Genomic DNA, 26,873 nt, shown 5'->3' on the forward strand with positions numbered 1-26,873 from the left:
CTGCTAAAATGCGCCGCCTTATCCGTCTGTAGGCTGCACTGTGCCATTTACCTGGGTTGACTGGGCGATCGTAGCAATCGTCGCCATCTCCGCATTGATCAGTCTGAGTCGCGGCTTCGTCAAAGAAGCATTGTCGCTGCTGACCTGGATCATCGCAGGAGTCGTTGCCTGGATGTTCGGTGGCTCACTGTCCGAGTACCTCGGCGGGTACATTCAAACGCCATCGGCTCGTATAATCACGGGCTGTGCCATCATGTTTGTCGCCACTTTAATCGTAGGCGCAATGATCAACTATCTTATCGGCGAACTGGTTCGCGTCACCGGGCTCTCCGGGACCGACCGATTCCTCGGCATGGCCTTCGGCGCCGCGCGTGGCGGGTTGCTGGTGGTTATCGCCGTCGGGCTGTTGAGCCTGGGGCCGGTACAGCAGGACGGGTGGTGGAAAGAGTCACAGCTCGTGCCAAAATTTTTATTGGTCGCCGACTGGTCCAAAAACCTGATCCTCGGGTGGAGCAGTCAGTGGCTTGCCAGCGGAATCAGCGTACCCGCTGATATACCGTTCAAGGAGCACCTCTTGCCGATGGCCAAAACGCCTCAGTGAGTTGTGTTCAGTTCAGATCCATTAAGTAGGGGTTGCGTCGCATGTGTGGCATCGTCGGTATCGTCGGTAAGTCGAACGTCAATCAGGCGCTGTATGACGCGCTAACCGTCCTCCAGCACCGCGGCCAGGACGCTGCCGGTATCGTGACCAGCCATGATGGCCGGTTATTCCTGCGCAAGGACAACGGCCTGGTGCGTGACGTGTTCCATCAGCGTCACATGCAGCGTCTGGTCGGTCACATGGGTATTGGCCATGTGCGCTACCCGACCGCGGGCAGCTCGACCTCGGCCGAAGCTCAACCGTTTTACGTCAACTCGCCTTACGGCATCACCCTGGCGCACAACGGTAACCTGACCAACGTTGAACAACTGGCCAAGGAGATTTACGAATCTGACCTGCGCCACGTCAACACCAGCTCCGATTCGGAAGTGCTGCTCAACGTGTTCGCGCACGAACTGGCCCAGCGCGGCAAGTTGCAGCCAACCGAAGAAGACGTGTTCGCCGCCGTGACTGACGTGCACAACCGTTGTGTCGGTGGCTACGCTGTCGTGGCGATGGTGACCGGCTACGGCATCGTCGGTTTCCGCGACCCGCACGGCATCCGTCCGATCGTGTTCGGCCAGCGTCACACCGACGAAGGTGTCGAGTACATGATCGCCTCCGAAAGCGTTTCCCTGGACGTGCTCGGCTTCACCCTGATTCGCGACCTGGCACCGGGCGAAGCGGTCTACATCACTGAAGACGGCAAGCTGCACACCCGTCAATGCGCGACCAACCCGTCGTTGACTCCGTGCATTTTCGAACATGTGTACCTGGCGCGTCCGGATTCGATCATCGACGGCGTGTCGGTCTACAAGGCCCGCCTGCGCATGGGTGAGAAACTGGCCGAGAAGATCCTGCGCGAGCGTCCGGATCACGATATCGACGTGGTCATCCCGATCCCGGACACCAGCCGCACTGCGGCCCTGGAACTGGCGAACCACTTGGGCGTGAAGTTCCGCGAAGGTTTCGTGAAGAACCGCTACATCGGCCGGACCTTCATCATGCCGGGCCAGGCCGCGCGGAAAAAATCCGTACGCCAGAAGCTCAATGCCATCGAGCTGGAATTCCGCGGCAAGAACGTGATGCTGGTGGACGACTCCATCGTTCGCGGCACCACCTGCAAGCAGATCATCCAGATGGCTCGCGAAGCAGGCGCCAAGAACGTCTACTTCTGCTCCGCAGCGCCGGCGGTGCGTTTCCCGAACGTCTATGGCATCGACATGCCGAGCGCCCACGAGCTGATCGCGCATAACCGTTCGACCCAGGACGTGGCAGACCTGATCGGCGCTGACTGGTTGATCTATCAGGACTTGCCTGACTTGATCGAGGCGGTCGGTGGCGGCAAGATCAAGATCGACAAGTTCGATTGCGCGGTGTTCGATGGCCAGTACGTCACCGGCGACGTCGACGAGGCTTACCTGAACAAGATCGAGCAGGCACGCAACGATGCCTCCAAGGTCAAGACGCAGGCAGTCAGTGCGATCATCGATCTGTACAACAACTGATTTAACACCGGCCCTGTAGGAGCTGGCTGTAGGAGCTGGCTTGCCAGCGAAGGCGGTATCACAGGCAATGGTGATGTTGAATGTGACGCCTTCTTCGCTGGCAAGCCAGCTCCTACACAAGCCAGCTCCTACAAAAGGCGTCTCTCCTCAAGGCCGGTTTCGTACCTACTATCGAATAAGGCAAGGAGTGACAGCATGAGTCAGGAATGGGATGCCGGTCGGCTGGACAGCGACCTCGAAGGTGTAGCGTTCGATACCCTGGCCGTACGCGCCGGTCAGCACCGTACGCCGGAAGGCGAACACGGTGATCCGATGTTCTTCACCTCCAGCTACGTGTTCCGTACCGCCGCCGACGCCGCTGCGCGCTTCGCTGGCGAAGTGCCGGGCAATGTTTATTCGCGCTACACCAACCCGACCGTGCGCGCGTTCGAAGAGCGCATCGCCGCGCTGGAAAGCGCCGAGCAGGCCGTGGCGACCGCCACCGGCATGGCGGCCATCATGGCCGTGGTGATGAGCCTGTGCAGCGCCGGTGATCATGTGCTGGTGTCGCGCAGCGTATTCGGCTCGACCATCAGCCTGTTCGAGAAGTACTTCAAGCGTTTCGGTATCGAAGTCGATTACGTGGCCCTGGCGGACTTGTCCGGTTGGGATGCAGCGATCAAATCCAACACCAAATTGCTGTTCGTCGAGTCGCCGTCCAATCCGCTGGCCGAATTGGTAGATATCGCCGAACTGTCGAAAATCGCCCACGCCAAAGGCGCGATGCTGGTGGTCGACAACTGCTTCTGCACCCCGGCCTTGCAGCAGCCGCTGAAAATGGGCGCGGACATCGTCGTGCACTCGGCCACCAAGTTCATCGACGGCCAAGGCCGTTGCATGGGCGGCGTGGTTGCCGGTCGCAGCGAGCAGATGAAGGAAGTGGTGGGTTTCCTGCGTACCGCCGGCCCGACCCTGAGCCCGTTCAATGCGTGGATCTTCCTCAAGGGCCTGGAAACCCTGAACCTGCGGATGAAGGCCCATTGCGCCAACGCCCAGCAACTGGCCGAGTGGCTGGAGCAGCAGGAAGGCATCGAGAAAGTCCATTACGCCGGCCTCAAGAGCCATCCGCAGCACGAACTGGCGCTGCGCCAGCAGAAGGGTTTTGGTGCGGTCGTCAGTTTTGAGGTGAAGGGCGGCAAAGAGGGCGCCTGGCGCTTTATCGATGCCACGCGCCTGATTTCGATCACCGCCAACCTGGGCGACAGCAAAACCACCATCACCCATCCGAGCACCACGTCCCATGGCCGCCTGGCGCCGCAGGAGCGTGAAGCGGCGGGTATTCGTGACAGCCTGATCCGCATTGCGGTCGGTCTGGAAGACGTTGCGGACCTGCAAGCCGATCTGGCGCGCGGCCTGGCTGCGTTGTGATCGACTTGTCTGCGCCGATCGCAGGCTCAAATGGCCGCGTAGCGCTGGTGACCGGTGCTGCGCGGGGCATTGGCCTGGGGATCTCGGCCTGGCTGCTCAGCGAAGGCTGGCAAGTCGTGCTGACGGATCTGGACCGCGAGCGCGGCTCGAAAGTGGCGAAAGTGCTGGGTGACAACGCCTGGTTCATCGCCATGGATGTCTCCAACGAGGGGCAGGTCGCGCTGGGGGTGGCCGAGGTGCTCGGCCAGTTCGGGCGCCTGGATGCGCTGGTCTGCAATGCCGCGGTTGCCGATCCGCATAACATCACCCTGGAAAGCCTCGATCTGGCTCACTGGAATCGGGTGTTGGCGGTGAACCTCAGCGGGCCGATGTTGCTGGCCAAGCACTGTGCGCCGTACCTGCGCGCTCATGGCGGTGCCATCGTCAATCTGGCCTCGACCCGCGCCGGGCAGTCGGAACCCGACACAGAGGCCTATGCGGCGAGCAAGGGTGGTTTGTTGGCTCTGACCCATGCACTTGCAATCAGTCTTGGCCCGGAGATCCGGGTCAATGCCGTCAGCCCTGGCTGGATCGACGCGCGCGATCCTTCGGTGCGGCGTGCCGAACCCTTGACCGAAGCCGATCATGCCCAGCATCCGGCGGGCAGGGTAGGGACGGTCGAGGATGTCGCGGCGATGGTGGCCTGGCTGCTGTCGCGAAATGCCGGGTTTGTCACCGGCCAGGAATTCGTCGTCGATGGTGGCATGACCAAGAAGATGATTTACAGCGAGTGATACTGGCGTTGAATGTATCGCCCTCATCGTCGGACTGATGGTTGCCGACATTGGCCGGAATGAAATGATTTTGTCTTTTTCAGAAAAACTTCAATACTGCTATTGACTTAGGTTCGCTACCTGCGTAAATTTCGCGGCCTCGGAGATGCAAACGGGTGATTAGCTCAGCTGGGAGAGCGTCTGCCTTACAAGCAGAATGTCGGCGGTTCGATCCCGTCATCACCCACCACTCCCGAGATACTTGCGAAAGCAAGAGGTAGGCTGAAATGCCTCCACCGACGCGCAGCGGTAGTTCAGTCGGTTAGAATACCGGCCTGTCACGCCGGGGGTCGCGGGTTCGAGTCCCGTCCGCTGCGCCATATTTTCCGAGTCGGGCATGCCTGGCTCGAGATTGAAAAGCTACTGAGTTTTCAATCAGACGAGTTACCTGGGCGCAAGTCCAAAGCGATACGCAGCGGTAGTTCAGTCGGTTAGAATACCGGCCTGTCACGCCGGGGGTCGCGGGTTCGAGTCCCGTCCGCTGCGCCATATCTGCCCCGAGGCCTGCTGAACGCCTTGGAGCTACGAAGAAACCACTGGTTACTTCGAGTCGATAGCAAAGACCCTGGTCGAAAGACCGGGGTTTTTTGTGTCTGTAATTTGGCTTTTTCTCCCTCCTCCCGACCCTCACCGTTTCGCATCTGCCAACCAAGCGCGGATGGCCAGTGAATTCCGATGTCTCTTGAAAATTCCCCTCGGTAACCCGCAGCCTTGATAAACCGGCGCCTGCGCAGCCGAAATTCCTGCCTGTCATTAAATAATTCAAGCATTTACCGGGTGCAATTCGCACAAAGGACTTGGTTTGACCTCTCAACACTAATTAGAATGAGTCGCATTTATAATATTTCTTCGCGCAGGGTTTCTTTAGATGAATGATGCAGCGTTGCCGCCGGAGCAAACCTTCCACGACCTGTACCGCGACCATCGGGGCTGGCTCGAAGGATGGTTGAGACGACGCATGAGCAATGGCAGCGACGCAGCGGATCTGAGCCAGGATACCTTCGTTCGTTTGCTCGCCAGCTCTCAGCGCATCGCCGACCTGCAAGAGCCTCGCGCCTACCTGGCGACAGTTGGCAAACGGCTGCTGGCCAACTTCTACAAGCGCCGCAGCCTGGAGCAAGCGTATCTCGATGCATTGGCGTTGCTGCCAGAGGACTGCGTGCCGTCCCCCGAGCAACGCTGGATCCTGCTGGAAACCCTGCAAGCCCTGGACGAGTTGCTCGATGGATTGCCGAACTTGGTGCGACGAGCGTTTCTCTGGAGTCAGCTGGAAGGCCTGGGCTATCAAGAGATTGCCGAGCGTCTGCAAGTGTCGGAACGCACGATCAAGCGCTACATGGCTCAAGCCTACGAACATTGCCTGTTGGTGGACATGTGAACGGTTCGGCACCTTCGGCCCAGGCCCGGCAAGTCGTGCGGGCCGCCGCGCAGTGGCTGGCCCTCATGGAATCCGGCTGCGCTAATGAGCAGGACCGGGCGCAGTTGCAAAACTGGCGCGATAGTCATTCCAGTCACGAGCAGGCCTGGCAGAAAGCGCAACTCTTGCGCCAACGCTTTGCCGACCTGCCATCGTCCCTTGCCATGGCCAGTCTGGACCGGCCACAAGCCAGTCGACGTACGGTGCTCAAACGCGCCGTCGGGGCGGTGGCTTTGCTGCCGACCGCCTGGCTGGTCAGTCGACAGTTGCCTCTGGATGTCTGGAGTGCCGACCTGCGGACCGCCACTGGGGAAAGCAAAAAAGTCCGGTTGGCCGATGGCAGCTCTCTGCAACTGAATACGGCCAGTGCCGTCGACATCGATTTGAAGAGCCGGCGTCTGACACTCGTGGAAGGCGAAATGGCACTGAATGTGCCCGGGGTCTCGCCGCTGACGATTGTCACGCGTTTCGGGCAAGTGGTCTTCAGTCAGGGCGAAGTGTGTGTTCGTCAGGGGCAGGCGGGTTGCAAGGTGTCAGTGCTTAAAGGCGCGGTGCAGTTGCAGCCTCTGCGCGGGCCGGTCATTTCGCTGCGCGGCGGCCAGCAGGTCAGTCTTCAAGCGACGGGCGCCGGTGCCGTGGAGCCATTCGACGTGCTGGCCCCGGGCTGGCGTGACGGTGTGCTGATGGCGCAGAACCAGCCCTTGGGGGATTTTCTGCGCGAACTCAGCACCTATCGTCCGGGCGTTTTGCGATGGGACCCCGAGCTGGAATCGTTGCGCATCACCGGCAGTTTCCGCCTTGAAGACACCGATCGCGTTCTGGCCCTGTTGGCGGCCAGCCTGCCACTGGAAGTGCATTCGCGTACGCGTTACTGGGTAACGCTGGTACCGCGCAAAAATAGTGTTTAAAGCGTGTCCCCTTTTTTCGTCTCGCTGGTCATTCAAGGCAAGTGAAACGAAATCAGAGAGATTCACAATGCCCGCAGTGATGTCTAGCAGTATGCGTCCGGCTCCATCCAGGTTGCGCCCGTTGTTGCACTTGAGTCTGTTGTTGAGCCTGAGTGCCTGTCCGTTGTTCATCACTGCCAGTTGGGCCGAAGACGCGCCGCGCCGCAGCTATCAGGTGCCAGCCGGTAGCCTCGACGCTGCGCTGACCCGTTTCGCCGGGCTGGCCGGGGTCAATCTGTCAGTGGACCCGGCACTGGTGAGCGGGCGCACCAGCCCCGGTCTTTCCGGCGACTTCGCGGTGGAGGAGGGCTTCGCCCTGCTGCTACAGGGTTCCGGTCTGCAACTGCAGCCGGTGGGCGAACAGGCGTACATGCTGACCCCGGTGCCAACAGGCAGCGGCCTGCAATTGGGGGCTACCTCTATTTACGCGACGGCGGACACGGCGCACGGTGATCCGTATGCCGGCGGGCAGGTCGCACGCCGTGGGTCTCAAGGCTTGCTGGGCTCGAAAGACTTCATGGAGACGCCGTTCAGCGAGACCACCTACACCAGTGAGTTGGTGAAAAACCTGCAGGCTCGTACCTTGGGCGACCTCGTCGCCAGCGATCCTTCGGTTCGCGCCACCAACCCGGCGGGTGGGCGGTATGAGCAGTTCACCATTCGCGGACTCAGCCTGTTCAACAGTGATGTCTCCTACAACGGTCTCTACGGCATCCTGCCGACCTACACGATTGACATGGAGATGGCCGACCGCGTCGACATCCTCAAAGGCCCGAGCCAGCTCATCAATGGCATCTCGCCACGGGGCAGCGTGGGTGGCGGGATCAACGTGGTGCCCAAGCGCGCCACCGACGTGCCGATTACTTCGTTTACCGGCAACTATGCTTCCGACAGCCAGGTCGGCGGGGCCGTGGACATCGGTCGGCGCTTTGGTGAGGGGGACATGTTCGGTGTTCGTTTCAACGGCGTGAAGCAGTCCGGCGACACCGAATGGGATCACCAGAGTGTTGACCGCGAGATGGCTGTGCTGGGCCTGGATTTTAGCGGTGAACGTCTGCGGCTCTCGACCGACGTCGGACATAACGAGCGTGACACCGACGCCCCGCAGGAGCGCGTGCAGGTGGGCGCCAACGCTCAGGTTCCGCACGCCAGCGATGTTCGCCACAACTATGCGCAGCCGTGGAGCAAGGCGCGGACCAAGGACACCTTCGGTACGGTGACCGGTGAGTACGATGTCAGCGATTCCGTCATGGTGTACGCCGGTGCGGGCGCGCGTAAAAGTAATCATGACTTCCTCCGGCACGCCGTAGCGGTCACCAACGACGCGGGTAACTTCAGCGTTCTGCCACGTGACTTCACCCGTGACGAAAATGTCCGCACGGCCAATGCCGGGGTGCGCAACTGGTTTCATACCGGTTCGGTAAGCCATGAGGTCAACCTGGCTGCCAGCTATTTCTACATGGACTTCGAAAATGGCGGCGCCCGTTATGCCTCCGCCCCGAGCAACATCTACAACCCCGTGGAAACACCGACACCCAGCAATCCCACGCGACTCGATTCGAAGGTGTATACCGAGAACCGCTTCAGCAGCGTGGCGTTGTCCGACACATTGGGTTTCTTCGATGACCGGGTGCTGCTGACCCTCGGCGCTCGCTGGCAGCGAGTGCAGGTTGACGACTGGACGGATAATGTCAAAGGCGACACGGCCTACGATGAGGAAAAGGTTTCGCCGTCGGGCGGCATCCTGTTCAAGGCCACCGATAAGCTCTCGTTGTATGCCAACTACATGGAGGGCCTGAGCCAGGGCAAGATCGCGCCGTCGACCTCGGTGAACGAGGACGAAATCTTCCCTCCGTTCATCAGTCGGCAGGTCGAGGTCGGTGCCAAATATGATGCGGGTGCGTTCGCCATCACCACCGCAGTGTTCCGGATCAAGCAGCCTGCCTATGAAACCAACGCCACGACGCGGGTTTTCGGCCCGAACGGCAAACGCGAAAACAAGGGTGTGGAAGTCAGTGTGTTCGGTGAGCCGCTCAAAGGTTTCCGCCTGCTCGGCGGCGTCATGTATATCGACAGCGAGTTGACCAACACCACCAACGGCACCTTTGACGGCAACCGCGCGCCTGCCACGCCGGAATACAACGTCAACCTGGGCGCCGAGTGGGACGTGCCGAGCGTGCAAGGCCTGACCCTGACCAGCCGCGGCATCTATTCCAGCTCGCAGTATCTGGACCAGTCCAATAACAAGGAAATCGATGCCTGGACGCGTGTCGACGTGGGCGCGCGCTACGCCTTCAAGGTCGAAGAAAAGAACATCACCCTGCGGGCCAATGTCGAGAACGTGGCCGATAAGCGCTACTGGAGTTCTGCCGGGGCCTCGGATGACAGCGAGCCAGGATTGACGCTTGCGACTCCACGAACCTACCTCCTTTCGGCGACCGTCGACTTCTGAATCGATTCAACCGTGCGTTGCGCCACAGGGAAGGGCGCTGCCGAGTTGTGTCATGCATCGATTGCAGAGGACAAGAGCATGCCCAGTCTCACTAACCCGCTCAAGAACGAACAGGTCAACACGCCCTCCAGGCGCACGCTGCTGCGCCTGTCCCTGGGCATGCTTGCACTCAGGTTTACTCCGTCGGCCTGGGCTCAGGCCGACGCCGCGCCGCTGCGGGTGATCACTCTGTTTCAGGGCGCCACGGACAGCGCCGTGGCGTTGGGCATCACACCCTGCGGCATCGTCGATTCCTGGAGTGAAAAACCCACCTATCGTTATCTGCGCTCGACGCTGGAGGCGGTGCCCCATGTCGGTCTGGAAACCCAGCCGAGCCTTGAGGACATCGCGCTGCTCAAGCCGGACGTGATCATCGCCTCGCGCTTTCGCCATGAGCGCATCGCACCCTTGCTCAAGCAGATCGCCCCGGTGCTGATGCAGGAGGAGGTGTTCGAATTCAAAAAGACCCTGGCGTTGATGGGCCTGGCCTTGTACCGCCAGCAGCGGGCCGACGAAGTGTTGGCCCGCTGGCAACTGCGCACGGCACAACTGCGCCAGCAACTGCAGCACAGGTTTGCCGGGCGCTGGCCACCCACGGTGTCGATTCTGGATGTCCGTGAAGACCATATCCGCAGTTACTTGCCGGCCAGTTTTCCAGGTTCGGTGATCAGCGAACTGGGGTTCGGCTGGAGTGAGGCCAGTCGGGCGGCGAGCGGGGTATCGATCAAACTCACCAGCAAGGAGAGTCTGGCGGTGGTCAATGCCGACATTTTCTTTGTCTTCTTGCGCGCGGAGAAACCGGCGGTGCAGCGAAATTATGAAAGCCTGGTGCGGCATCCGCTGTGGCAGCAAATGCGTGCGCCGCAACAGGGGCAGGTGTGGCGGGTCGACGGGGTGGCCTGGAGCCTGTCGGGCGGGATGCTCGGGGCGAACCTCATGCTCGATGATGTTGCGCGGCTGGTCACGGCGGATGCGACCTGATGAGCAATGGTTTGAAAGTGTGCTGTGCCGGGGTCGTGTTGCTGCTCAGCGGCGTGCTGAGCCTGGCGGTCGGAGCGACCTGGATTCCCTTGTCGCAAATTGCTGCAGCGTTCGTGCATCCCGACCCGCTGAGCGTCAGTCATGTGCTGGTGACCACCACACGCCTGTCGCGCACCTTGATGGCTATGGCCGTGGGCGCGAGCCTGGCAGTGGCGGGGGCCTTGATGCAGGCGCTGACGCGCAATCCGCTGGCGTCCCCCGGTTTGTTCGGGATCAATGCCGGTGCGACTTTTTTTATCATCCTGTGTTCCTCATTGTTTTCCCTGTCATCCCCGGATGCCTGGTTGTGGTGCGCGTTCATCGGCGCGGCCGTGGCTGGCAGCCTGGTGTGGCTGATCGGCAACATGGTACAGGGCAGTCTCAGCCCGTTGCGCATTGTGCTCGCGGGTGCGGCGATGGCGGCGTTGTTCTCCGCGTTCAGCCAGGCGTTGCTGGTGGTCAATCAGGATGGGCTGGACACGGTGTTGTTCTGGCTGGCGGGCTCGTTGACCGAGCGCAGCCTGTCGGTCGCCGCGCCAATGCTGATCTGTGGCGTACTCGGGCTGTTCGGCGCGATGTTGCTGGCGGGGCAGGTCAACGTGCTTAACGCCGGCGAGGAGATCGCCACCGGCCTGGGGCAGCGCACCGGTTTGATCCGGCTGCTGATGAGCGTGCTGGTGGTCTGTCTGGCGGGCAGTGCCGTGGCATTGGCCGGCAGCATCGGCTTTATCGGCTTGCTGGTGCCGCACATGGTGCGCAAGGGCTTGTCCATCGATCATCGCTGGTTGCTGCCGGGGAGTGCGCTGCTCGGCGCGATTGTCCTGCTGCTGGCCGATACCTTGTCGCGGGTGTTGATCCTGCCGCAGGAGGTGCCGGTGGGCGTGATGACAGCGTTGTTCGGCGCACCGTTTTTCATTCTGCTGGCGCGGCGTGGAGGTCGTTATGGATAAGGTCCTGACCTGGCGCCGCAGCAGGTTTTCCCGGCGGATCAACGTCGCCACGCTGTGGCGGTTGCTGGCGGCCCTGATGGTGACTGCGCTGATCATGCTCGCCTCGCTGTCGTTGGGCAAAGTCATGCTGTCGCCGCTGCAGGTGCTGCGCATTTTGCTGTCTAGCCAGGACGCCAGCCTGACGTTCATCGTCGAGCAACTGCGCTTTCCGCGCATGCTGCTGGCGGCGCTGGTGGGGGCGGCGTTGTCGGTGTCGGGGCTGATTCTGCAAAGCATCATCCGCAACCCGCTGGCGTCACCTGACTTGCTGGGTATCACCAGCGGCGCCAGTGCGGCGGCGGTGCTGTATTTGTCGTTTTTCTCCGTCGCTCTGGGCCAACAGTATCTGCCGCTGGCGGCGATGTCCGGCGCGGGGCTGGCGGCATTGGCGATCTATCTGCTGGCCTGGAAACAGGGGGCCTCACCGCTGCGCCTGGTGTTGATCGGGGTCGGCATCAGCGCGATGTTGACCGCCGCGACCACCTTTATTCTGGTCTTCAGTCCGCTGACCACGACCCTGTCGGCTTATGTCTGGCTGACCGGCAGCGTGTACGGCGCCAGTTGGCCGGAACCGCTGGCGCTGGGTGGCTGGTTGTTGGGTATTTGCCCGTTGCTGGTGCTGCTGGCCCGGCAGGTGATGGTGCAACAGCTGGATGACTCTCTGGCCCAGGGCATCGGCGTTCGCGTGCAGTGGCTGCGCGCCGGTTTGTTGTTGGTGAGCGTGGCATTGGCCGGTGCGGCGATTGCCTGGGGTGGGGCGATAGCGTTTGTCGGGCTGATTGCGCCGCACATTGCCAAGCGTCTGGTGGCCCCGGGTTTCGCTGGTCAGGCGCTGATGGCGACGTTGGTCGGGGCGAATCTCGTGGTGCTGGCCGACCTCGCCGGGCGTGTCCTGTTTTTGCCGCTTGATCTTCCGGCCGGGATTTTTGTCGCCGTGCTGGGCACACCCTTTTTTCTCTATTTGTTGATCAAACAGCGTCATTGAGGAATTCAACGTATGACGTCGATTGCAAGTCGCGGCCTGACCCTGAGTTATCAGCGCCAGGTGATTATTGACGCGCTGGACATGCAACTGCCCCAGGGCAAGATTTCGGTACTGATTGGCAGCAACGGCTGCGGCAAAAGCACCTTGCTCAAATCCTTCGCCCGACTGCTCAAACCGCAGCAGGGCTCGGTGATTCTCAACGGTGTGGATATCCAGCAAAAGTCCACGGCCGCCGTGGCCCGGGAGTTGGCCATTTTGCCTCAGACCCCCAGCGCGCCGGAGGGCATCACCGTCAGGCAGTTGGTGGCGCTGGGGCGTTATCCGTATCAGAGCTGGATGCAACAGTGGTCGGCGCAAGACGAAGCCATGGTCAACCGCGCGCTGGCGCAAACCAGTCTGCAGGCCCTGGCGGACCGACCGGTGGACGCGTTGTCCGGCGGGCAACGCCAGCGTGCGTGGATCGCCATGACCCTGGCCCAGGACACCGGTATCGTGCTGCTTGATGAACCCACCACCTTTCTCGATCTGGCGCACCAGATCGAGGTGCTGGACCTGCTGCGCGACCTCAACCGGCTCGAGAACAAGACCATCATCATGGTGCTGCACGACCTCAACCTGGCCTGTCGTTACGCCGACCACATGGTTGCGGTGCACAACCGGACGGCCTTTGCCCAGGGGCGGCCTGACGAGGTGTTGACCGAGACCCTGGTCAAGACCGTGTTCGACCTCAATTGCCGGATCATTCCCGATCCGTTCTTCGCAACGCCACTGTGCATTCCGTTCGGCCGGGAGTTGCCGCAATGAATCTGGCCTGTCATTTCACGACAACGGAGTGGGCGGTACTCTCGGGTGGCTTGCGGCTCAGGGACGGCACCGAACGCGACCCGTTGCGTTCACTGATGGCCCGGGACTTGTTGCAGGAGGACGTGTGCGAGCAACTGCTGGACACCCTGGGCCCGGTGATCGGCTCGCCGACCCGGGCGATCACGGCCTCGCTGCTGGGCAAGCGCTTGTCGTTTCTGGCGACCGGCGCCTGTTTGTATGCGATGTCGGTGTATGACAAAGGGCTATTGCTGACGCTCGACAACACGGTGATTGAATACGGACACGATGATGGGTTGTGGACGTCTTCGATGCCGCTGCATCACGGTCAGCCGCTGACCTATGGCCGCAATGAGCGCGAGGCCTGGAGGGAAGCCCTGGTGCAGGGACTGTTCGCTGGATTACTGAAACCGTTATGGCAAACCTTCAACCGGGTCAGCGGTGTTTCCCGGCGCATTCTCTGGGAAAACACCGCCGTGCGCGTGTATTCGCTGTATGAAAAACGTATGGCGAAAATCGAAGATCCGTCAGTGCGCGAGCGCTGTGAAGCGGATTTCAATTGGCTGCTGACACAAGCCGAGCCTGCGCTGTTCGGTCTCGATTACAACCCGCTGAGTCATTTCCGCCGACCGCCGACGCTGGTGGACGAAGGTCAGCGCAGCATTCGCTTTCGCCGAACTTGCTGCTTCTACTACCTGGCCACCGAGCCTGCTGAATACTGTTCGACTTGCCCGTTGCTACGCCCGGGGAAATGCCGATGAGATGTGCATTTCAGGGGGGGGGCAGGCGCCTGAGCGATGGCATAGGCGCGTGCCCTTCACAGAAAGGGCGTGGCTCAGCCTTGCAGATAGACCGCGTGGGTATGGGTGTATTCGTACAGCCCATGCTTGCCATCCGCGCCACCGATGCCGGACTTGCGCACGCCAGCGTGGAAACCCTGCATCGCTTCGAAGTTCTCGCGATTGACGTAGGTTTCGCCAAAATCCAGCTCGCGCATCGCCTGCAGGGTTTTGCTCAGGTCGCGGGTGTAGATCGACGATGTCAGGCCATAGTCGCAGTCGTTGGCCAGGGCGATGGCTTCGTCCAGGTCATCGATTATCTGGATCGGCAGCACCGGCCCGAAAATCTCTTCGCGCATGATCTCCATGTCCGCGCGGCATCCGGCCAAAACGGTGGGCTGGAAGTGGAAGCCATTCGGCAGGTCGGCCATCTGCCCGCCACTGATCAGGCTTGCACCCTGGCTCAATGCGGTGCGGACTTTGCGGTTGACGCTGTCCAGCCCCTGGCGGTTGATCAGCGGACCCATCTCCACGTCGGGCTGGGCAATCGGGTCGCCATAGCGGGTCGCGCTCATTGCTGCCGCGATGCGTTCGATGAACTGATCCGCCACCTTGCGCTCGACATACACCCGCTCGGCACAGTTGCACACCTGCCCGCTGTTGATGATGCGCGAATCGCGGATCGCCCTCACGGCCAGGTCGAGGTCTGCATCCGCCAGCACAATGGCCGGCGCCTTGCCGCCCAGTTCCAGATTGAGCTTGGTGATGTTTGGCGCGGCGGCGGCCATGATCCGCGAGCCGGTGTCGACGCTGCCGGTGAAACTGATCATGTCCACGCCCTTGTGCGAGCTCAGGACAGCGCCGACCTTCCCATCGCCACAGACCACGTTGAACACGCCGGGCGGCAGGTCGGTTTCGGCCACAAGTCGGGCGAATTCGAAGCAGTTGTTCGGGGTTTCTTCGCTGGGCTTGATGACGATGCTGTTGCCGGTCAGCAGGGCCGGGGCCATCTTGCGGGCGATCAGGAAGAACGGGAAATTCCATGGCAGGATCCCGGCCACCACGCCCAACGGTTTGCGGAACAGGAAGATGTTTTCGTTCTGGCGGTCACTGGTGATGATCTCGCCTTCGATGCGCCGGGCCCATTCGGCCATGTAATCAAGGTAGTCGGCGGTGAAATTGACTTCGACTTCCGCCAGAGCGCTGATCTTGCCTTGTTCCAGGGTGATGGTGCGCGCCAGGTGCGCGACGTTTTCCCGCAGTTTGGCGGCGATCCGGCGCAAGTAGCCGGCGCGGTCATTCGCCGGTTTGCGCGCCCAGTCTTTCTGCGCTGCACGGGCGGCAGCGAGGGCGCGCTCGACGTCCTCGGCGGTCGAGGCCGGGACTTTCGACAGCACGGCGCCGGTGGCCGGGTTGATCACATCGAGGTGGGCAGCGCTGGGCACGAACTGGCCGTCGATGAAGTTTTCGTAAACAGGCACGGATGACATGGTGCGACTCCTTGGCAGATCAGTAAGTGCGTGACGGCGCTTGAGTGGTAGCGGGTTCGCGGTAGCGGGCGAGGGTGGCCATGGCGCCTTGGCGCAGCAGGCTGATGTCGATGGCCACGGCAATGAACTGGCAGCCCCAGCGCTGGTAGCGGCGGGCGTCTTCTTCGTTGGGGGCGAGGATGCCGCAGGCCTTGCCGGCCACCAGCGTGGCGTTCACGGCGTGTTGAATCCGCTCCTGGACTTCCGGATGGCCGGGGTTGCCGGCATGACCCAGGCCGATCGACAAATCCGCCGGCCCGATAAACACCGCATCCACGCCCTCGACGGCGGCAATCGCTGCGACGTTTTCCACGCCGGTGCGCGATTCCACCTGCACGATCAGGCACAGTTGTTCATGGGCGGTATTCAGGTAATCGGGCACGCCGTCCCAGCGGGTGGCACGGGTCAGGCCGCCGCCGACCCCGCGAATGCCGTGGGGCGGGTAGCGCATGGCGCGCACCAGTGCCTGTGCCTGCTCGGCGGTTTCGACCATCGGGATCATCAGCGTCTGTGCACCGATATCCAGCAGTTGCTTGATCAGGTTGGCATCACCATTCACCGCGCGCACCACTGGCGCAGTCAAATAAGGCGCCACGGCCTGCAACTGAGCAAGTACGCCGGGCACGGTGTTGGGCGCGTGCTCGCCATCGATCAGCATCCAGTCGTAACCGGTGGTGGCGACGATCTCGGCGGCGTAGCCGGTGGCGAACCCGGCCCAGATGCCATATTGGGGCGCTAAGCTGTTCAGCGCGGCCTTGAACGCGTTGTGCGGCATGTTCATGTCGAACTCCTTTCTCAGCGGTTATACGGCCGATGCAGTTGGCATTCCGGGTTGAGGGTCACGCCAAAACCTGGCTGGTCGAGCGCGGACAGGCGCATGCGGCCATTGACCGGCACCGGTTCGCCGAGTAATTGCGGGTGGAACATCGGCACTACTTCGTCAGCCTTCGGCGCCATCATCAGGAACTCGGCGAAGGGGCTGTTATGCCGGGTAGCGACGAAGTGGTAGCTGTAAACCGAAGAGCCGTGGGGGATGACCAGCGCGTTGTGGGCGTCGGCCAGGGCCGAGATCTTCACCAGTTCAGTGATCCCGCCGCACCAGCCGACATCCGGCTGGATGATGTCGCAGCAACCCATTTCCAGGAGCATGCGGAAGCCCCAGCGCGTGGCTTCATGTTCGCCGGTGGTCACCAGCATGCCCTTGGGCACGTTGTTGCGTAGGGCCGCGTAACCCCAGTAATCGTCCGGCGGCAGGGCTTCTTCGATCCATTTCAAGCCGTATTCGTGGGCGCCAACCGCCAGTTTGGTGGCGTAGTTGAGGTCCAGACTCATCCAGCAATCGAGCATCAGCCAGAAGTCCGGGCCGACGCGTTCGCGCATGGTCGCCAGTTCTTCGAGGTTCTTGCGCAGACCTTCCTCGCCTTCGGCCGGACCGTGGTGCAGCGGCATCTTGCCGCCGATGAAGCCCATTTTCTGCGCCAGGTCCGGACGGGCGCCAGTGGCGTAGAACTGCAATTCGTCGCGCACCGCACCGCCGAGGAGCTGATGTACGGGCTCCTGGCGGATCTTGCCGAGCAAGTCCCACAATGCCAGGTCGACGCCGGAGATGGTGTTGATGACGATGCCCTTGCGCCCGTAATACAGGGTCGACTGGTACATCTGGTCCCAGATTTTTTCGATGTCGGTGACTTTCGCCCCTTCAAGGAAGCGCGCCAGGTGCTTCTCGACAATGTAGGCGGCCGGCTCGCCGCCAGTGGTCACGGCAAAGCCGATGGTGCCGTCGCTGGCTTCGATTTCCACCACCAGGGTGCCGAGTACGTTGATGCCGAAGGTGCGGCGGCTCTGGCGGTACTCGGGGTATTTGCTCATCGGCGTGGCAATGTGATCGTCGATCCAGTGGCCGTCGGCCTGGTCGTGATAATCCGCGCCGCCGCCTCGCAGAGTGAAAGCGCGGACGTGTTTGATGGTTGGAATGCCCATGGTGTGACTCCTCAGGTTAAACGGTGGCCGGTTTGTTCGAGGCTTTATGGCCGGGCGCGCGTATGCCCAGCACCAACAACGCGGCGATGACGGTGGTAGCGGCCAGCACGTACAAGCCTGCTGCCGGTGAATGGAAGGCGCCTTCGGCCCAGTTCTTCAGCACCGGGGCGATGAAGCCGCCGAGGGCGCCGAACGAGTTGATCAGGGCGATCCCGGCCGCGGCGGCGCTGCCGGCGAGGTAGCTGGAGGGGAAGGTCCAGAACACCGGTTGCACGGCGATGAAGCCGGAGGCGGCAAAGCACAGGGCTATGATCCCCAGCAGCGGGTTGCTGAAGGTCACCGAGCAGGCGATGCCGGCAGCAGCCATCAACAGGGTCAGGCACGCGGTGCGGCGGCGTTCGCCGGTGCGGTCGCTGTAGCCGGGAATCAGGTAGGCGGCGATCAATGCACAGATCCACGGGATCGCCGTCACCAGGCCGACCATCAGCCCGACCTTGGTGCCCAGCAGTCCGCCAACCTGGCTCGGCAGATAAAACACCACGCCGTAGACGCTGGCCTGGATCAGCAGGTAGATCAGGCACAGGTACAGCACCGAGGGTTGGCAGATCACGTTGAGCAGGCTGCGGCCGTGGTTCTGTTTATGGCTGTCTTCCTGATCGAGCAGGCTCTGCACTTGCTGGCGTTCCTCGACGGTCAGCCACTTGGCGTCGGCCGGCCGGTTGTCCAGGTACCAGTAGGCCCAGATGCCCACCGCCGTCGCCATCAGGCCTTCAACGGCAAACAGCCACTGCCAGCCGTGGAAACCGGCAAAGCCGTCCAGCTCCAGCAACAAGCCAGACAACGGGCTGCCGAAGATGAACGCCAGCGGCGCACCGAAGTAGAAGAAACCCATGGCCTTGCCGCGCACGGCGCTGGGGAACCAGTAGGTGAGGTAAAGGATCACGCCGGGGAAGAACCCGGCTTCGGCCACGCCCAGCAGAAAGCGCAGGATGTAGAAGCTGGTTTCAGTGTGGGCGAAGACCATGGCGGCGGAGACCAGACCCCAGGTGACCATGATCCGGCACATCCACAGGCGGGCGCCGACGCGATGCAGGATCAGATTGCTTGGCACTTCGAGCAGTGCGTAACCAGCGAAGAACACGCCGGCACCGAAGGCGAAGGCGGCATCACTGATGTTGGTGTCGGCCTGGAAAGCTTGCTTGGCGAACCCGACGTTGGCGCGGTCGAGGAAGGCCATGATGTACATCAGCAGGAGAAACGGCAGTAGCCGCCAGGAAATTTTGGCGAGCAGAGGCGCGGGTAGAGTCTTCATCGCAGTTTTCCTTTGGTAGGGCATTTGTTCTTATGGGGAAGACTGTACGGCTGCAGATCGATGCGTTACAAATCGAATCTAGCTCACAACTGATACCTTTAGGGTATCGATAAAAAAGGCCCGCCATGACCACGCCGACCATCTCCCGCAGCCTGCTCAATCGCCTGCGCTACAAGCATCTGCACATGCTGGTGACGCTCAGCAGCAGCCAGAACCTGCACCGCGCTTCGCAAAGCCTGAACATGTCGCAACCGGCGGCAACCCGCATGCTCCATGAGATTGAAGACATGTTCGGCTGCGATCTGTTCGAGCGCCTGCCGCGGGGGATGCGCCCGACAGCGCTGGGTCAGGAGCTGATTCGCTTTGCCGAGTCGGCCATCAGTGGCCTCGACCGTTGTGCCGAGGACCTGATGGCGCGGCAGCAGGGCGGCTACGGCTATCTGTCGATCGGTACCATCATGGGCGCGGCGCCGGGTCTGGTCATGGATTCGATTGCCGAAATCAAGTCGCTCAATCCGCAGCTGCGGATTCGCATCATGGGCGACACCAGCGACCAGGTGATCCAGTTGCTGGAGCAGGGCCGTATTGACCTCGCCATCGCCCGGCGCAATGCCGCCACCGACAGTGAGCATTACGTCTTCGAGCAATTGGGTAACGAACGCTTGCTGGTGGTGGTGCACGCCGGCCACCCGCTGGCCCGGCGCAAAAAACTGGACATGGCAGAGTTGGTCAACGGGTGGCCGTGGATCCTGCAACCGGAAACCAGTCCGGCGCGCATCGGTCTGGATCAGGCTTTGCAGCGCCTGGCGTTGCCGTTGCCGGCAGACATCATCGAATGCAGTTCGGTGTACTCCATGCAGCAACTGATTCAGCTGACCGACGCGATCATGGTGCTGTCGGAAACCGCATTGCGTGACTATCTTAAAATGGGACTGGTGGTGGCGCTGCCGGTGGAACTGGATGTGCAAATGGCACCCTTCGGGCTGTTGTTGCGCAAGGGCGAGCACATCAGTCGGGAGTTGGGGTTGTTCATCGATCTGCTGCGTCGAAAAGTCGCGGTTTTTTGATTTCTTGGTCAGTTTTTGGTTTTCCGCGAAGGCATAAGCCTATAAACTTAACCTTTCGGTCAGCTTTGCACTGTCAACAACAGCCCTTTGCATCGTCGAAAAGGGCTTCTGCAAGACTCGAGATTTCCAGAACATAACCAGAAGGGCGGACCCCATAACCGCCCAGAGGATGATCCATGTCCAACCGTGATATATCCCGGCGCTCGTTCCTTCAGGGCGGGCTGGTAGCGGGTGTGAGCGTGACGCTCACGCCATTGAGCAGCCAGGCGCTGGCCGCCTTGATGGAAAACAGCGTGACCGTGCCGTCCGAGCAGTGGCTCGGCAACAATGGCAAGGCGCGCGCCCGTAACGATGCCTTGTCCAAAGTCTGCGGCAGCAAGGTCTTTGCCCGCGACATCCGCGCCAAGGACATGCCGGGCTGGCCGCAGCAGCAAGGCCACGCCATGCTGCTGAAAACCATCAAGGCCGACCACATCTTTGCAGGCATCGACCTGTCGTGGCTCGGTGCCGAGTTGCAACCGGACCGCATCGTCACTGCCGAAGACCTGGTCAAGGACGGTATCGTGTTCCCTGAGGAGCACGCCCCGGATCCGCTGTTGCCGGCCGGCAAGGTGCCGATGTTCATCGGGCACCCGGTGGCGATCCTGATCTGGAACGATTTCGAGCGCTTCCGTCAGGCCAAGAACCAACTCAAATTCAATGACAAGGCAATCCGCTACGGCGATATAGCGCCGTTCTACGAAGGCGATCCTTACGGCAGCTTCCGCTACGTACGCGTCGGCGGTGCGACCTCGGCGGACGAAGATGAGTTCGCCAGCCTCAAGGATTCGATCCTGTTCCCGATGCTGCGCAATCGCCGTCCAGTGTGGAATGCCCAGCCGAACCTGCACGGCAACCTGACCGAGCGCGGGTTGTTCTACGCCGAGCGCATGAAGCAGCAGATCGATACGCCGCCGGACAACTGGCTGGTGTTCGACGAGCGCTACAAGACCCCGTCGATCGAGCCGGCCGCCCTGGAGCCGGACAACGGCAACGGCTGGTACGACCCGGCGACCAAGACCCTGCATTTCGTCGTTGCCACCCAGTGTCCGCTGGAGGCAGCGACCGAAACGGCGAAGATGATCGCGCCGTCGCGTTTCGGCCTGGTCAACCTGAACATGCACCCGGGTTACACCGTCGGTTACGGCTCCAAAGACCACAATATTTTCGTCTACTACGCAGCTCTCGCAGCGTTGTACGGCGCTGGTGTACCGGTGCGCCTGGCCAACGATCGCTACGAGCAGTTCCAGAGCGGCATCAAACGGCACCCGTTCGACATTCGCTATCAATTGGCGGTGGACAAGACCGACCACAGCTTCAAGATTTTCCGCTCCGAGATGAGCGTCGACGGTGGCGGGCGAATCAACTACAGCCCGTCGGTGGCGGCGGTAGGCGCCACGGCAGCACAATCGATCTACTACATGCCGCAGAACGATCTGCAGGTCACGGCCTATCACTCCCGCGCCGTTGAAGCCGGGTCGATGCGTGGCTATGGCACCCTGCAAAGCATGGCGGCGACCGAGATGATGGTCGATGAAATCGCCGGTCGCCTCGGTGTCGATGCCATTGAGCTGCGCCGCAAGAACGCATTGCGCTCGGGCATGAAAAACACCCAGGGCGCGATCCCGGCCGGTGCCTTGCGCCTGCACGAGATTCTCGACAAGGCGGCCGTCCACGACACCTGGAAAAACCGCGACGCGATCAAGAAACAACGCGAAGCCGCCGATCCGGACAACTGGTACGGCGTCGGTTTCGCCATCTGCCAGAAAGACTTCGGCACCGGTTCCGAAGCGCCGATGGCCAGCATTGAATTCACCGCCGAAGGTCGCATCAGCCTGCGCCACATCGGTATCGAAATCGGCACCGGCATGTCCACCTCCCAGGCCATGGTCGTGGCCGATTTCCTCGGTGTCCCGGCGCACGAAGTGAAGACTGGCGAAACCGAATGGAAAGAGTTGCAGCTGATCAGTGGCGGCAACCCGTACATCATGAGCCAGGCCGAGCAGGACAATTTCCTGCGCAATCCACGCTGGGTCGGCAAGGTCGCTTCGGCTTCGTCGGCCACCAACTCGGCGTACTACTTCAGCCACGCCACCCGTGAAGCGGCGCGTGTGCTGTTCAACCACGGCCTGTGGCCGGCGGCGCTGGAGATCTGGCGTCAAGGTCCTTATGGCGGCCAGGCCAACCCTTACGTGGTGCGCCGCGAAGACGCCCATTGGGTCGACGGCAAGCTCACGGCCAACGGCATGGAGCCACTGCCATTCGCCATGCTCGCCAAACGCGTTCACGAGCGTGGCCTGGTAAGCGGCGCCACCGTGCACGGTTTCAACCGCTGGAGCTGGGCCGAGGCCGAGTTCAGCATCGACGGCGTACGTGAGCGCTTGCCGCTCGATGGCCTGGCCGTGAAGTACGGCGACGGTGCACCGAAGGCGAAGAAGGCGCAGATGAACAGCGCCGGTTTCCATCTGCTGGATCGGCAGAACATCGCCTACCCGGCAACCCAGTTGAACAACGCGGCGGTGACTTACTACAGCCCGGTGGCGACGCTGGTGGAAGTGAAGGTCAACAAGGGTTCGAACGAAGTGTCGGTACTCAACCATCACTCGTGGGTCGAGTGCGGTCGGGTGCTGGTGGAAGAACTGGTCAGGGGCCAGCTCGAAGGCGGGATCGCCATGGGCATCGGCCACGCGCTGATGGAGGAAATGCCGTTGTACGAAGGTGGTCCGGGGGAGGGTGACTGGAACTTCAACCGTTACCGCCTGCCAATGGCGCGTCACGTCGCGGTGTGGAAACAGACGGCGGACATCCTACCGCCACTCTCGCCGAGCGACCCGTCCAAGGGCATCGCCGAGGTGGTGATGATCCCGGTGGTCGGCGCCATCGGCAACGCCGTGGCCCATGCCATCGGTAAACGTGTCCGCGACCTGCCTATCACTTCTGCACGCATCAAGGAGGCCCTCAATGGCTAACCGTCCGCTTCAACTGACCCTCAACGGTCAATCCGTCGGCCCGGTGGACATCCCTGATGACCTGCCGATGATCGACTACCTGCACGAATACAAGAACCTCACCGGTTCGCGCCTTGGCTGCGGCCAGGGCATCTGCCACGCCTGCGTGGTGATCGTCGACAACCCCGACGGCACCAGCGAAGAAGTGCGCACCTGCATCACTGGCGCACACTATTTCGAAGGCAAGAAAGTTCGGACCATCGAGGGCCATGCGACCCGCGACGAGCAGGGCAAGGTCACCGAACTGAACCCGATCCAGCAGCGTTTCGTCGACGAATTCGCCTTCCAGTGCAGCTACTGCGCGCCAGGCTTCGTGAATGCCGCGACCGTGCTGGTGGAAAAGCTGCAGCGTCAGCCCATCGTCAAAAGCCAGCTGGAAAAAGTCATCGAGGACAGCCTCGGTCATCACATCTGCCGTTGCACCGGGTATGTGCGCTACTACAGCGCCACCCGCAACGTGTTGACCGATCTCGGCCTGGTCAAGGAGGGTTAAGCATGAAGCTTCTACTTGGCCGCCTGGCGTTGGCGGTTGGTCTGGCTGCGCCTGTGGTGGCAGCTCACGCGGATGATACGCAGGTCAAGCAAGGCGAGTACCTCGCCCGCGCCGCCGACTGCATGGCCTGCCACACTGCGCCGGGTGGTGCGCCGTACGCGGGCGGCCTGCCGATCGTTTCGCCGTTCGGCACGATCTACGGGACCAACATCACCCCGAGCAAAGAGCACGGCATCGGCTTGTACAACGATGACGAGTTCTTCGCCGCGCTGACCGCAGGCAAGCGCCGTGATGGCGCCAACCTGTATCCGGCGATGCCGTACACTTCGTATCACCTGATTCCGCGCGCAGATTCCGACGCGATTCATGCCTACCTGAAAACCGTCGAACCGATCGAGCGCGCCGCGCCGGTCACCAGCCTGAGCTTCCCGTTCAATGTGCGCCTGGGCCTGATGGGCTGGAACATGATGTACGGCAAGGACGTGAAGCTGGAGCCTGCCGAAGGCAAGAGCGAAGCCTGGAAGCGTGGCCAGTACATGGTCGACGTGCTGGGTCACTGTGGTGAATGCCATACGCCGCGCGGCTTGCCTGGTGCGATGCAGATGGACAAGCGCATGACCGGCGGCATTCTCAATGGTTATCTGGCGCCGAGCCTGCTGGCCACTGACCTGGCGGCCCGTGGCTGGAATCATCAGGACCTGAGCTCGTTCCTCAAGCACGGCATGAGTGCCCAGGGCACGATGTTCAACGAGATGTTCCCGGTGTTCCACAACAGCACCCAAGGCCTCAGCGATCCGGATCTGGCGGCGATGGCGACCTTCCTGCTCGGCGATCAGCCGCCGGCGGCGAGAATGCTCACCGAAGTGCCGTTGGACAAGCTGAGCCCAAGTGCCCGGCGCGGCCGTCAGGAATATTTGAATGTCTGCGCCGGTTGCCATGCGCCGGGCGGCGAGGGCAAGCCGCACATCGCCGTGGCCATGCGCGGCAACACCACGCTGCGCCTGGAAGACCCGCGCAACCTGGTGCGGGTGATCGACGACGGTATCGGTGAGCAGAAGTTCTCCGGGTTCGAACACATGCAACCGATGCCAGGGTTCGCCGGGAAATTGAGCGACGAGCAACTCACGGATCTGCTGAACTACCTGCGTCAGGGCTGGGGCGGTCAGCCGAATGATCTGGCGGTGAACGACGTGCAGAAGCTGCGGGCCGATGCGCCGCTCGAGCACAAGGCCCACTGACATGCAGCATCTCGATCTGCAAGTGGTGCGCCGGGCGCTGGAGTGGTCGGCGGCCGGTCAGCGCATCTGGCTGTGTACGGTGCTGGCCACTTATGGCTCGGCACCGCGCGCACCGGGTTCGCTGCTGGCGGTGAACACGCAGGGGCACTGGATTGGCTCGCTGTCCGGTGGTTGTGTCGAGGAGGACTTTCTCGAGCGAGTCGCCGAGGGCGCGTTTCTGCAGCCGGTCAGCGTTGTTCGTTACGGCGAAGACAACGACCCACGCTCGCGCGTCAGCCTGCCGTGTGGCGGGGTGCTGGATGTGCTGGTCGAGAAGCTGGATGCCGATTGCGAGGTGCAAGCGCATCTGTGCGAGCTTGAGTCGGCGCTGTTGGGCCGACGGCGGTTGATCCGCGAAGTGGATCTGCAAAGCGGTGCGTGCAGCCTGTTCGATGATCGTGAGCAGGGTGTGCGTATCGAGCGTGAAATCGACCGGGTGCGCGTGCGCGTCGGCGCGGCCCAGCGCTTGCTGCTGGCGGGGTATTCCAGTGTCGCCCAGGCCTGTGCGGAGTTTGCCGTGGGCCTGGGCTTCGAGGTGATTCTGTGTGACCCGCGGGACGAAGTGCTGGAAGGCGTCGTGCTGGATAACGTGGAGATTCGCCGTCAACTGCCGTCGATGTTCATCGCTGACGGCGGCTGTCACAGCGACACGGCGGTGGTGGCGTTGACCCACGATCCACGTATCGATGACCTGGCGATGATGGAGGCTGTTCGCACCGAGGCGTTTTACATCGGTGTGATGGGCTCCCTGCAGACCTCGCAAAAGCGCTTCGAGCGCTTGCGGCGCATTGGTGGTCTGGGAGATGCCGAGTTGGCGCGGATTCATGCGCCCATCGGGCTGAACCTGGGCAGCAAGACGCCGGCGGAGATCGCCCTGGCAGTGCTGGCGGACATCCTGCGGATTCGCAGCGGTATCCCACGGGACCGGCTGTAACCACCGTCCCCCTGTAGGAGCTGGCTTGCCAGCGAAAGACGTCTAGACAACAACAATGTTGGCTGGCGAAACATTTTCGCTGGCAAGCCAGCTCCTACAGATCCTTACACGCCGAACTTGTCGCGCAATCCGTAATACCAGGCGCCCAGCGCCGCGAACGGGGTACGCAGCATTTGTCCGCCGGGGAACGGATAGTGGGGCAGGTCGGCAAACGCATCAAAACGCTCGGCCTGGCCGCGCAATGCTTCGGCCAGCACCTTGCCCGCCAGATGCGTGTAAGTCACGCCATGGCCGCTGCAGCCCTGGGAATAGTAGATGTTGTCGCCCAGGCGTCCGACCTGGGGCAGGCGCGACAGGGTCAGCAGGAAGTTTCCGGTCCACGCGTAATCGATCTTCACGTCCTTGAGTTGCGGGAATGCCTTGAGCATCTTCGGTCGAATGATCGCTTCGATGTTCGCCGGATCCCGAGCGCCGTACACCACGCCGCCACCGAAGATCAGACGCTTGTCGCCGCTGAGGCGGTAGTAGTCGAGCAAGTAATTGCAATCTTCAACGCAGTAGTCCTGAGGCAGCAGGGTCTTCGCCAGTTCTTCGCCCAGTGGCTCGGTGGTAATCACTTGAGTGCCGCAAGGCATCGACTTGGCGGCCAGTTCCGGCACCAGATTGCCCAGATAAGCGTTGCCGGCGACGATGATGAATTTGGCCCGGACCTTACCCTGCGGCGTGTGCACCACCGGATTCGCGCCGCGCTCGATGCGCACCGCGGGCGACTGCTCGTAAATCGTGCCACCCAGGGACTCGACCGCCGCCGCTTCACCCAGTGCCAGGTTAAGCGGATGAATGTGGCCGCCACTCATGTCGAGCATGCCGCCGACGTACTGATCGCAAGCCACTACTTCGCGGATACGACGTTGATCCATCAACTCAAGCTGGGTGTGCCCGAAACGCTCCCACAGGCGCTTCTGGGATTCGAGGTGCCCCATTTGCCTGGCGGTCATCGCGGCGAACACGCCACCGTCTTTCAAGTCGCACTGAATGTTGTATTTGGCGACGCGCTCACGAATGATTCGCTCACCCTCGAACGCCATCTGCCCCAGCAACTGGGCCTGCTTGGGACCGACCGTGCGCTCGATGACATCGATATCGCGGCTATAGCTGTTAACGATCTGCCCACCATTACGCCCGGACGCCCCGAAACCCACCCTGGCGGCTTCGAGCACCGTGACCTTGAAGCCGCTCTCCAGCAGAAACAGGGCAGAGGACAACCCCGTATAACCGGCGCCAATCACACAGACATCGGTCTCGACATCATCCTGCAACGCCGGGCGCGGCGGAACCGCATTGGCCGATGCGGCGTAGTAGGACTCGGGGTAGGGAGTGTTAGCCATCCGGCAGCCTCTGTTTAATATATTTTACG

22 protein-coding genes and 3 tRNA genes are annotated in these 26,873 nt (G+C 61.8%); 20 read left to right on the plus strand and 5 right to left on the minus strand.

The genetic code is table 11. The annotated features are described in order from the left end of the window. Window positions 1-40: 40 nt before the first annotated feature. The 15 genes from AC1D19_RS13610 (at window position 41) to AC1D19_RS13680 (ending at window position 13,799) form a co-directional block, all read left to right on the plus strand. A complete protein-coding gene (locus tag AC1D19_RS13610) occupies window positions 41-601 on the plus strand; it encodes a CvpA family protein (protein WP_223457095.1) in 561 nt (186 codons plus the stop codon). 41 nt (window positions 602-642) lie between these two features. After that, entirely contained in the window at window positions 643-2,148 is a 1,506-nt protein-coding gene (gene purF / locus AC1D19_RS13615) for an amidophosphoribosyltransferase (RefSeq protein ID WP_020795479.1), read from the plus strand. Window positions 2,149-2,343: 195 nt separating this feature from the next. Next, window positions 2,344-3,555: an O-succinylhomoserine sulfhydrylase gene (locus tag AC1D19_RS13620; RefSeq protein WP_477754001.1), complete on the plus strand. Its 1,212-nt coding sequence runs from the start codon at window positions 2,344-2,346 to the stop codon at window positions 3,553-3,555. Continuing rightward, on the plus strand, window positions 3,552-4,328 hold the full coding sequence (locus tag AC1D19_RS13625) for an SDR family oxidoreductase (RefSeq protein ID WP_477754002.1): 777 nt from the start codon (window positions 3,552-3,554) through the stop codon (window positions 4,326-4,328). Before AC1D19_RS13620 ends, AC1D19_RS13625 begins: the two co-directional genes overlap by 4 nt. 153 nt (window positions 4,329-4,481) lie before the next feature. After that, window positions 4,482-4,557, plus strand: a tRNA-Val gene (locus AC1D19_RS13630). Between the two features lie 53 nt (window positions 4,558-4,610). Continuing rightward, window positions 4,611-4,687 (plus strand) — tRNA-Asp (locus tag AC1D19_RS13635). Between the two features lie 92 nt (window positions 4,688-4,779). Continuing rightward, window positions 4,780-4,856, plus strand: a tRNA-Asp gene (locus tag AC1D19_RS13640). A 379-nt stretch (window positions 4,857-5,235) separates the two neighbouring features. Continuing rightward, a complete protein-coding gene (locus AC1D19_RS13645) occupies window positions 5,236-5,745 on the plus strand; it encodes a sigma-70 family RNA polymerase sigma factor (protein WP_477763516.1) in 510 nt (169 codons plus the stop codon). After that, window positions 5,742-6,692, plus strand: coding sequence for a FecR domain-containing protein (locus tag AC1D19_RS13650; protein WP_477763517.1), 951 nt, complete (start codon window positions 5,742-5,744; stop codon window positions 6,690-6,692). Before AC1D19_RS13645 ends, AC1D19_RS13650 begins: the two co-directional genes overlap by 4 nt. 67 nt (window positions 6,693-6,759) lie before the next feature. Further along, window positions 6,760-9,183: a TonB-dependent receptor gene (locus AC1D19_RS13655; RefSeq protein ID WP_477763518.1), complete on the plus strand. Its 2,424-nt coding sequence runs from the start codon at window positions 6,760-6,762 to the stop codon at window positions 9,181-9,183. A gap of 78 nt (window positions 9,184-9,261) precedes the next feature. Continuing rightward, window positions 9,262-10,203 (plus strand): ABC transporter substrate-binding protein, encoded by a 942-nt coding sequence (locus AC1D19_RS13660; RefSeq protein WP_477763519.1) that lies wholly within the window; start codon window positions 9,262-9,264, stop codon window positions 10,201-10,203. Then, complete coding sequence (locus AC1D19_RS13665; RefSeq protein ID WP_477763520.1) at window positions 10,203-11,192, plus strand: FecCD family ABC transporter permease; 990 nt, start codon at window positions 10,203-10,205, stop codon at window positions 11,190-11,192. Before AC1D19_RS13660 ends, AC1D19_RS13665 begins: the two co-directional genes overlap by 1 nt. Beyond that, on the plus strand, window positions 11,185-12,216 hold the full coding sequence (locus AC1D19_RS13670) for a FecCD family ABC transporter permease (RefSeq protein ID WP_477763521.1): 1,032 nt from the start codon (window positions 11,185-11,187) through the stop codon (window positions 12,214-12,216). Before AC1D19_RS13665 ends, AC1D19_RS13670 begins: the two co-directional genes overlap by 8 nt. A gap of 12 nt (window positions 12,217-12,228) precedes the next feature. Then, window positions 12,229-13,020 carry an ABC transporter ATP-binding protein gene (locus AC1D19_RS13675; protein ID WP_477763522.1) on the plus strand — a complete coding sequence of 264 codons (792 nt, stop codon included), beginning with the start codon at window positions 12,229-12,231 and terminating at the stop codon, window positions 13,018-13,020. Beyond that, window positions 13,017-13,799 (plus strand): IucA/IucC family C-terminal-domain containing protein, encoded by a 783-nt coding sequence (locus AC1D19_RS13680; RefSeq protein WP_477763523.1) that lies wholly within the window; start codon window positions 13,017-13,019, stop codon window positions 13,797-13,799. The genes AC1D19_RS13675 and AC1D19_RS13680 overlap by 4 nt, the downstream gene beginning before the upstream one ends. A gap of 74 nt (window positions 13,800-13,873) precedes the next feature. Here the strand turns inward: AC1D19_RS13680 and aldA are convergent, their stop codons facing one another. The 4 genes from aldA to AC1D19_RS13700 are packed head-to-tail and all read right to left on the minus strand — an operon-like array spanning window position 13,874 to window position 18,638. Next, a complete protein-coding gene (gene aldA, locus AC1D19_RS13685; RefSeq protein WP_477763524.1) occupies window positions 13,874-15,307 on the minus strand; it encodes an aldehyde dehydrogenase in 1,434 nt (477 codons plus the stop codon). Between the two features lie 19 nt (window positions 15,308-15,326). Next, entirely contained in the window at window positions 15,327-16,127 is an 801-nt protein-coding gene (locus AC1D19_RS13690; protein ID WP_477763525.1) for an aldolase/citrate lyase family protein, read from the minus strand. A gap of 14 nt (window positions 16,128-16,141) precedes the next feature. After that, a complete protein-coding gene (gene rhmD / locus AC1D19_RS13695; RefSeq protein WP_477763526.1) occupies window positions 16,142-17,326 on the minus strand; it encodes an L-rhamnonate dehydratase in 1,185 nt (394 codons plus the stop codon). Window positions 17,327-17,342: 16 nt separating this feature from the next. Next, window positions 17,343-18,638, minus strand: coding sequence for an MFS transporter (locus AC1D19_RS13700; RefSeq protein WP_150727122.1), 1,296 nt, complete (start codon window positions 18,636-18,638; stop codon window positions 17,343-17,345). 125 nt (window positions 18,639-18,763) lie between these two features. Here AC1D19_RS13700 and AC1D19_RS13705 point away from each other — a divergent pair, with 125 nt between their 5' ends. The 5 genes from AC1D19_RS13705 to AC1D19_RS13725 all read left to right on the plus strand — a co-directional run bounded on the left by AC1D19_RS13705 (window position 18,764) and on the right by AC1D19_RS13725 (window position 25,456). Beyond that, entirely contained in the window at window positions 18,764-19,705 is a 942-nt protein-coding gene (locus AC1D19_RS13705; protein ID WP_477763527.1) for a LysR family transcriptional regulator, read from the plus strand. Window positions 19,706-19,881: 176 nt separating this feature from the next. Next, on the plus strand, window positions 19,882-22,713 hold the full coding sequence (locus AC1D19_RS13710; protein ID WP_477763528.1) for a xanthine dehydrogenase family protein molybdopterin-binding subunit: 2,832 nt from the start codon (window positions 19,882-19,884) through the stop codon (window positions 22,711-22,713). After that, window positions 22,706-23,245: a (2Fe-2S)-binding protein gene (locus AC1D19_RS13715; protein ID WP_007982256.1), complete on the plus strand. Its 540-nt coding sequence runs from the start codon at window positions 22,706-22,708 to the stop codon at window positions 23,243-23,245. The genes AC1D19_RS13710 and AC1D19_RS13715 overlap by 8 nt, the downstream gene beginning before the upstream one ends. 2 nt (window positions 23,246-23,247) lie before the next feature. Continuing rightward, window positions 23,248-24,483, plus strand: a complete 1,236-nt coding sequence (locus tag AC1D19_RS13720) for a c-type cytochrome (RefSeq protein ID WP_477763529.1) — start codon at window positions 23,248-23,250, stop codon at window positions 24,481-24,483. Window position 24,484: 1 nt separating this feature from the next. Then, window positions 24,485-25,456, plus strand: a complete 972-nt coding sequence (locus AC1D19_RS13725) for an XdhC family protein (protein WP_477763530.1) — start codon at window positions 24,485-24,487, stop codon at window positions 25,454-25,456. A 104-nt stretch (window positions 25,457-25,560) separates the two neighbouring features. Here the strand turns inward: AC1D19_RS13725 and AC1D19_RS13730 are convergent, their stop codons facing one another. Beyond that, entirely contained in the window at window positions 25,561-26,844 is a 1,284-nt protein-coding gene (locus AC1D19_RS13730; RefSeq protein WP_477763531.1) for an NAD(P)/FAD-dependent oxidoreductase, read from the minus strand. Between the last annotated feature and the right edge of the window lie 29 nt (window positions 26,845-26,873).

It is taken from the genome of Pseudomonas sp. P1_C12, assembly GCF_056406435.1.

Excerpts from the sequence above, each read along its gene's own strand:
- purF (WP_020795479.1), top strand. The coding sequence starts at position 643 with ATGTGTGGCATCGTCGGTATCGTCGGTAAGTCGAACGTCAATCAGGCG.
- AC1D19_RS13620 (WP_477754001.1), top strand. The coding sequence starts at position 2,344 with ATGAGTCAGGAATGGGATGCCGGTCGGCTGGACAGCGACCTCGAAGGT.
- AC1D19_RS13645 (WP_477763516.1), top strand. The coding sequence starts at position 5,236 with ATGAATGATGCAGCGTTGCCGCCGGAGCAAACCTTCCACGACCTGTAC.
- AC1D19_RS13655 (WP_477763518.1), top strand. The coding sequence starts at position 6,760 with ATGCCCGCAGTGATGTCTAGCAGTATGCGTCCGGCTCCATCCAGGTTG.
- AC1D19_RS13660 (WP_477763519.1), top strand. The coding sequence starts at position 9,262 with ATGCCCAGTCTCACTAACCCGCTCAAGAACGAACAGGTCAACACGCCC.
- AC1D19_RS13665 (WP_477763520.1), top strand. The coding sequence starts at position 10,203 with ATGAGCAATGGTTTGAAAGTGTGCTGTGCCGGGGTCGTGTTGCTGCTC.
- AC1D19_RS13670 (WP_477763521.1), top strand. The coding sequence starts at position 11,185 with ATGGATAAGGTCCTGACCTGGCGCCGCAGCAGGTTTTCCCGGCGGATC.
- AC1D19_RS13675 (WP_477763522.1), top strand. The coding sequence starts at position 12,229 with ATGACGTCGATTGCAAGTCGCGGCCTGACCCTGAGTTATCAGCGCCAG.
- AC1D19_RS13680 (WP_477763523.1), top strand. The coding sequence starts at position 13,017 with ATGAATCTGGCCTGTCATTTCACGACAACGGAGTGGGCGGTACTCTCG.
- aldA (WP_477763524.1), bottom strand. The coding sequence starts at position 15,307 with ATGTCATCCGTGCCTGTTTACGAAAACTTCATCGACGGCCAGTTCGTG.
- AC1D19_RS13690 (WP_477763525.1), bottom strand. The coding sequence starts at position 16,127 with ATGAACATGCCGCACAACGCGTTCAAGGCCGCGCTGAACAGCTTAGCG.
- rhmD (WP_477763526.1), bottom strand. The coding sequence starts at position 17,326 with ATGGGCATTCCAACCATCAAACACGTCCGCGCTTTCACTCTGCGAGGC.
- AC1D19_RS13700 (WP_150727122.1), bottom strand. The coding sequence starts at position 18,638 with ATGAAGACTCTACCCGCGCCTCTGCTCGCCAAAATTTCCTGGCGGCTA.
- AC1D19_RS13705 (WP_477763527.1), top strand. The coding sequence starts at position 18,764 with ATGACCACGCCGACCATCTCCCGCAGCCTGCTCAATCGCCTGCGCTAC.
- AC1D19_RS13710 (WP_477763528.1), top strand. The coding sequence starts at position 19,882 with ATGTCCAACCGTGATATATCCCGGCGCTCGTTCCTTCAGGGCGGGCTG.
- AC1D19_RS13715 (WP_007982256.1), top strand. The coding sequence starts at position 22,706 with ATGGCTAACCGTCCGCTTCAACTGACCCTCAACGGTCAATCCGTCGGC.
- AC1D19_RS13720 (WP_477763529.1), top strand. The coding sequence starts at position 23,248 with ATGAAGCTTCTACTTGGCCGCCTGGCGTTGGCGGTTGGTCTGGCTGCG.
- AC1D19_RS13725 (WP_477763530.1), top strand. The coding sequence starts at position 24,485 with ATGCAGCATCTCGATCTGCAAGTGGTGCGCCGGGCGCTGGAGTGGTCG.
- AC1D19_RS13730 (WP_477763531.1), bottom strand. The coding sequence starts at position 26,844 with ATGGCTAACACTCCCTACCCCGAGTCCTACTACGCCGCATCGGCCAAT.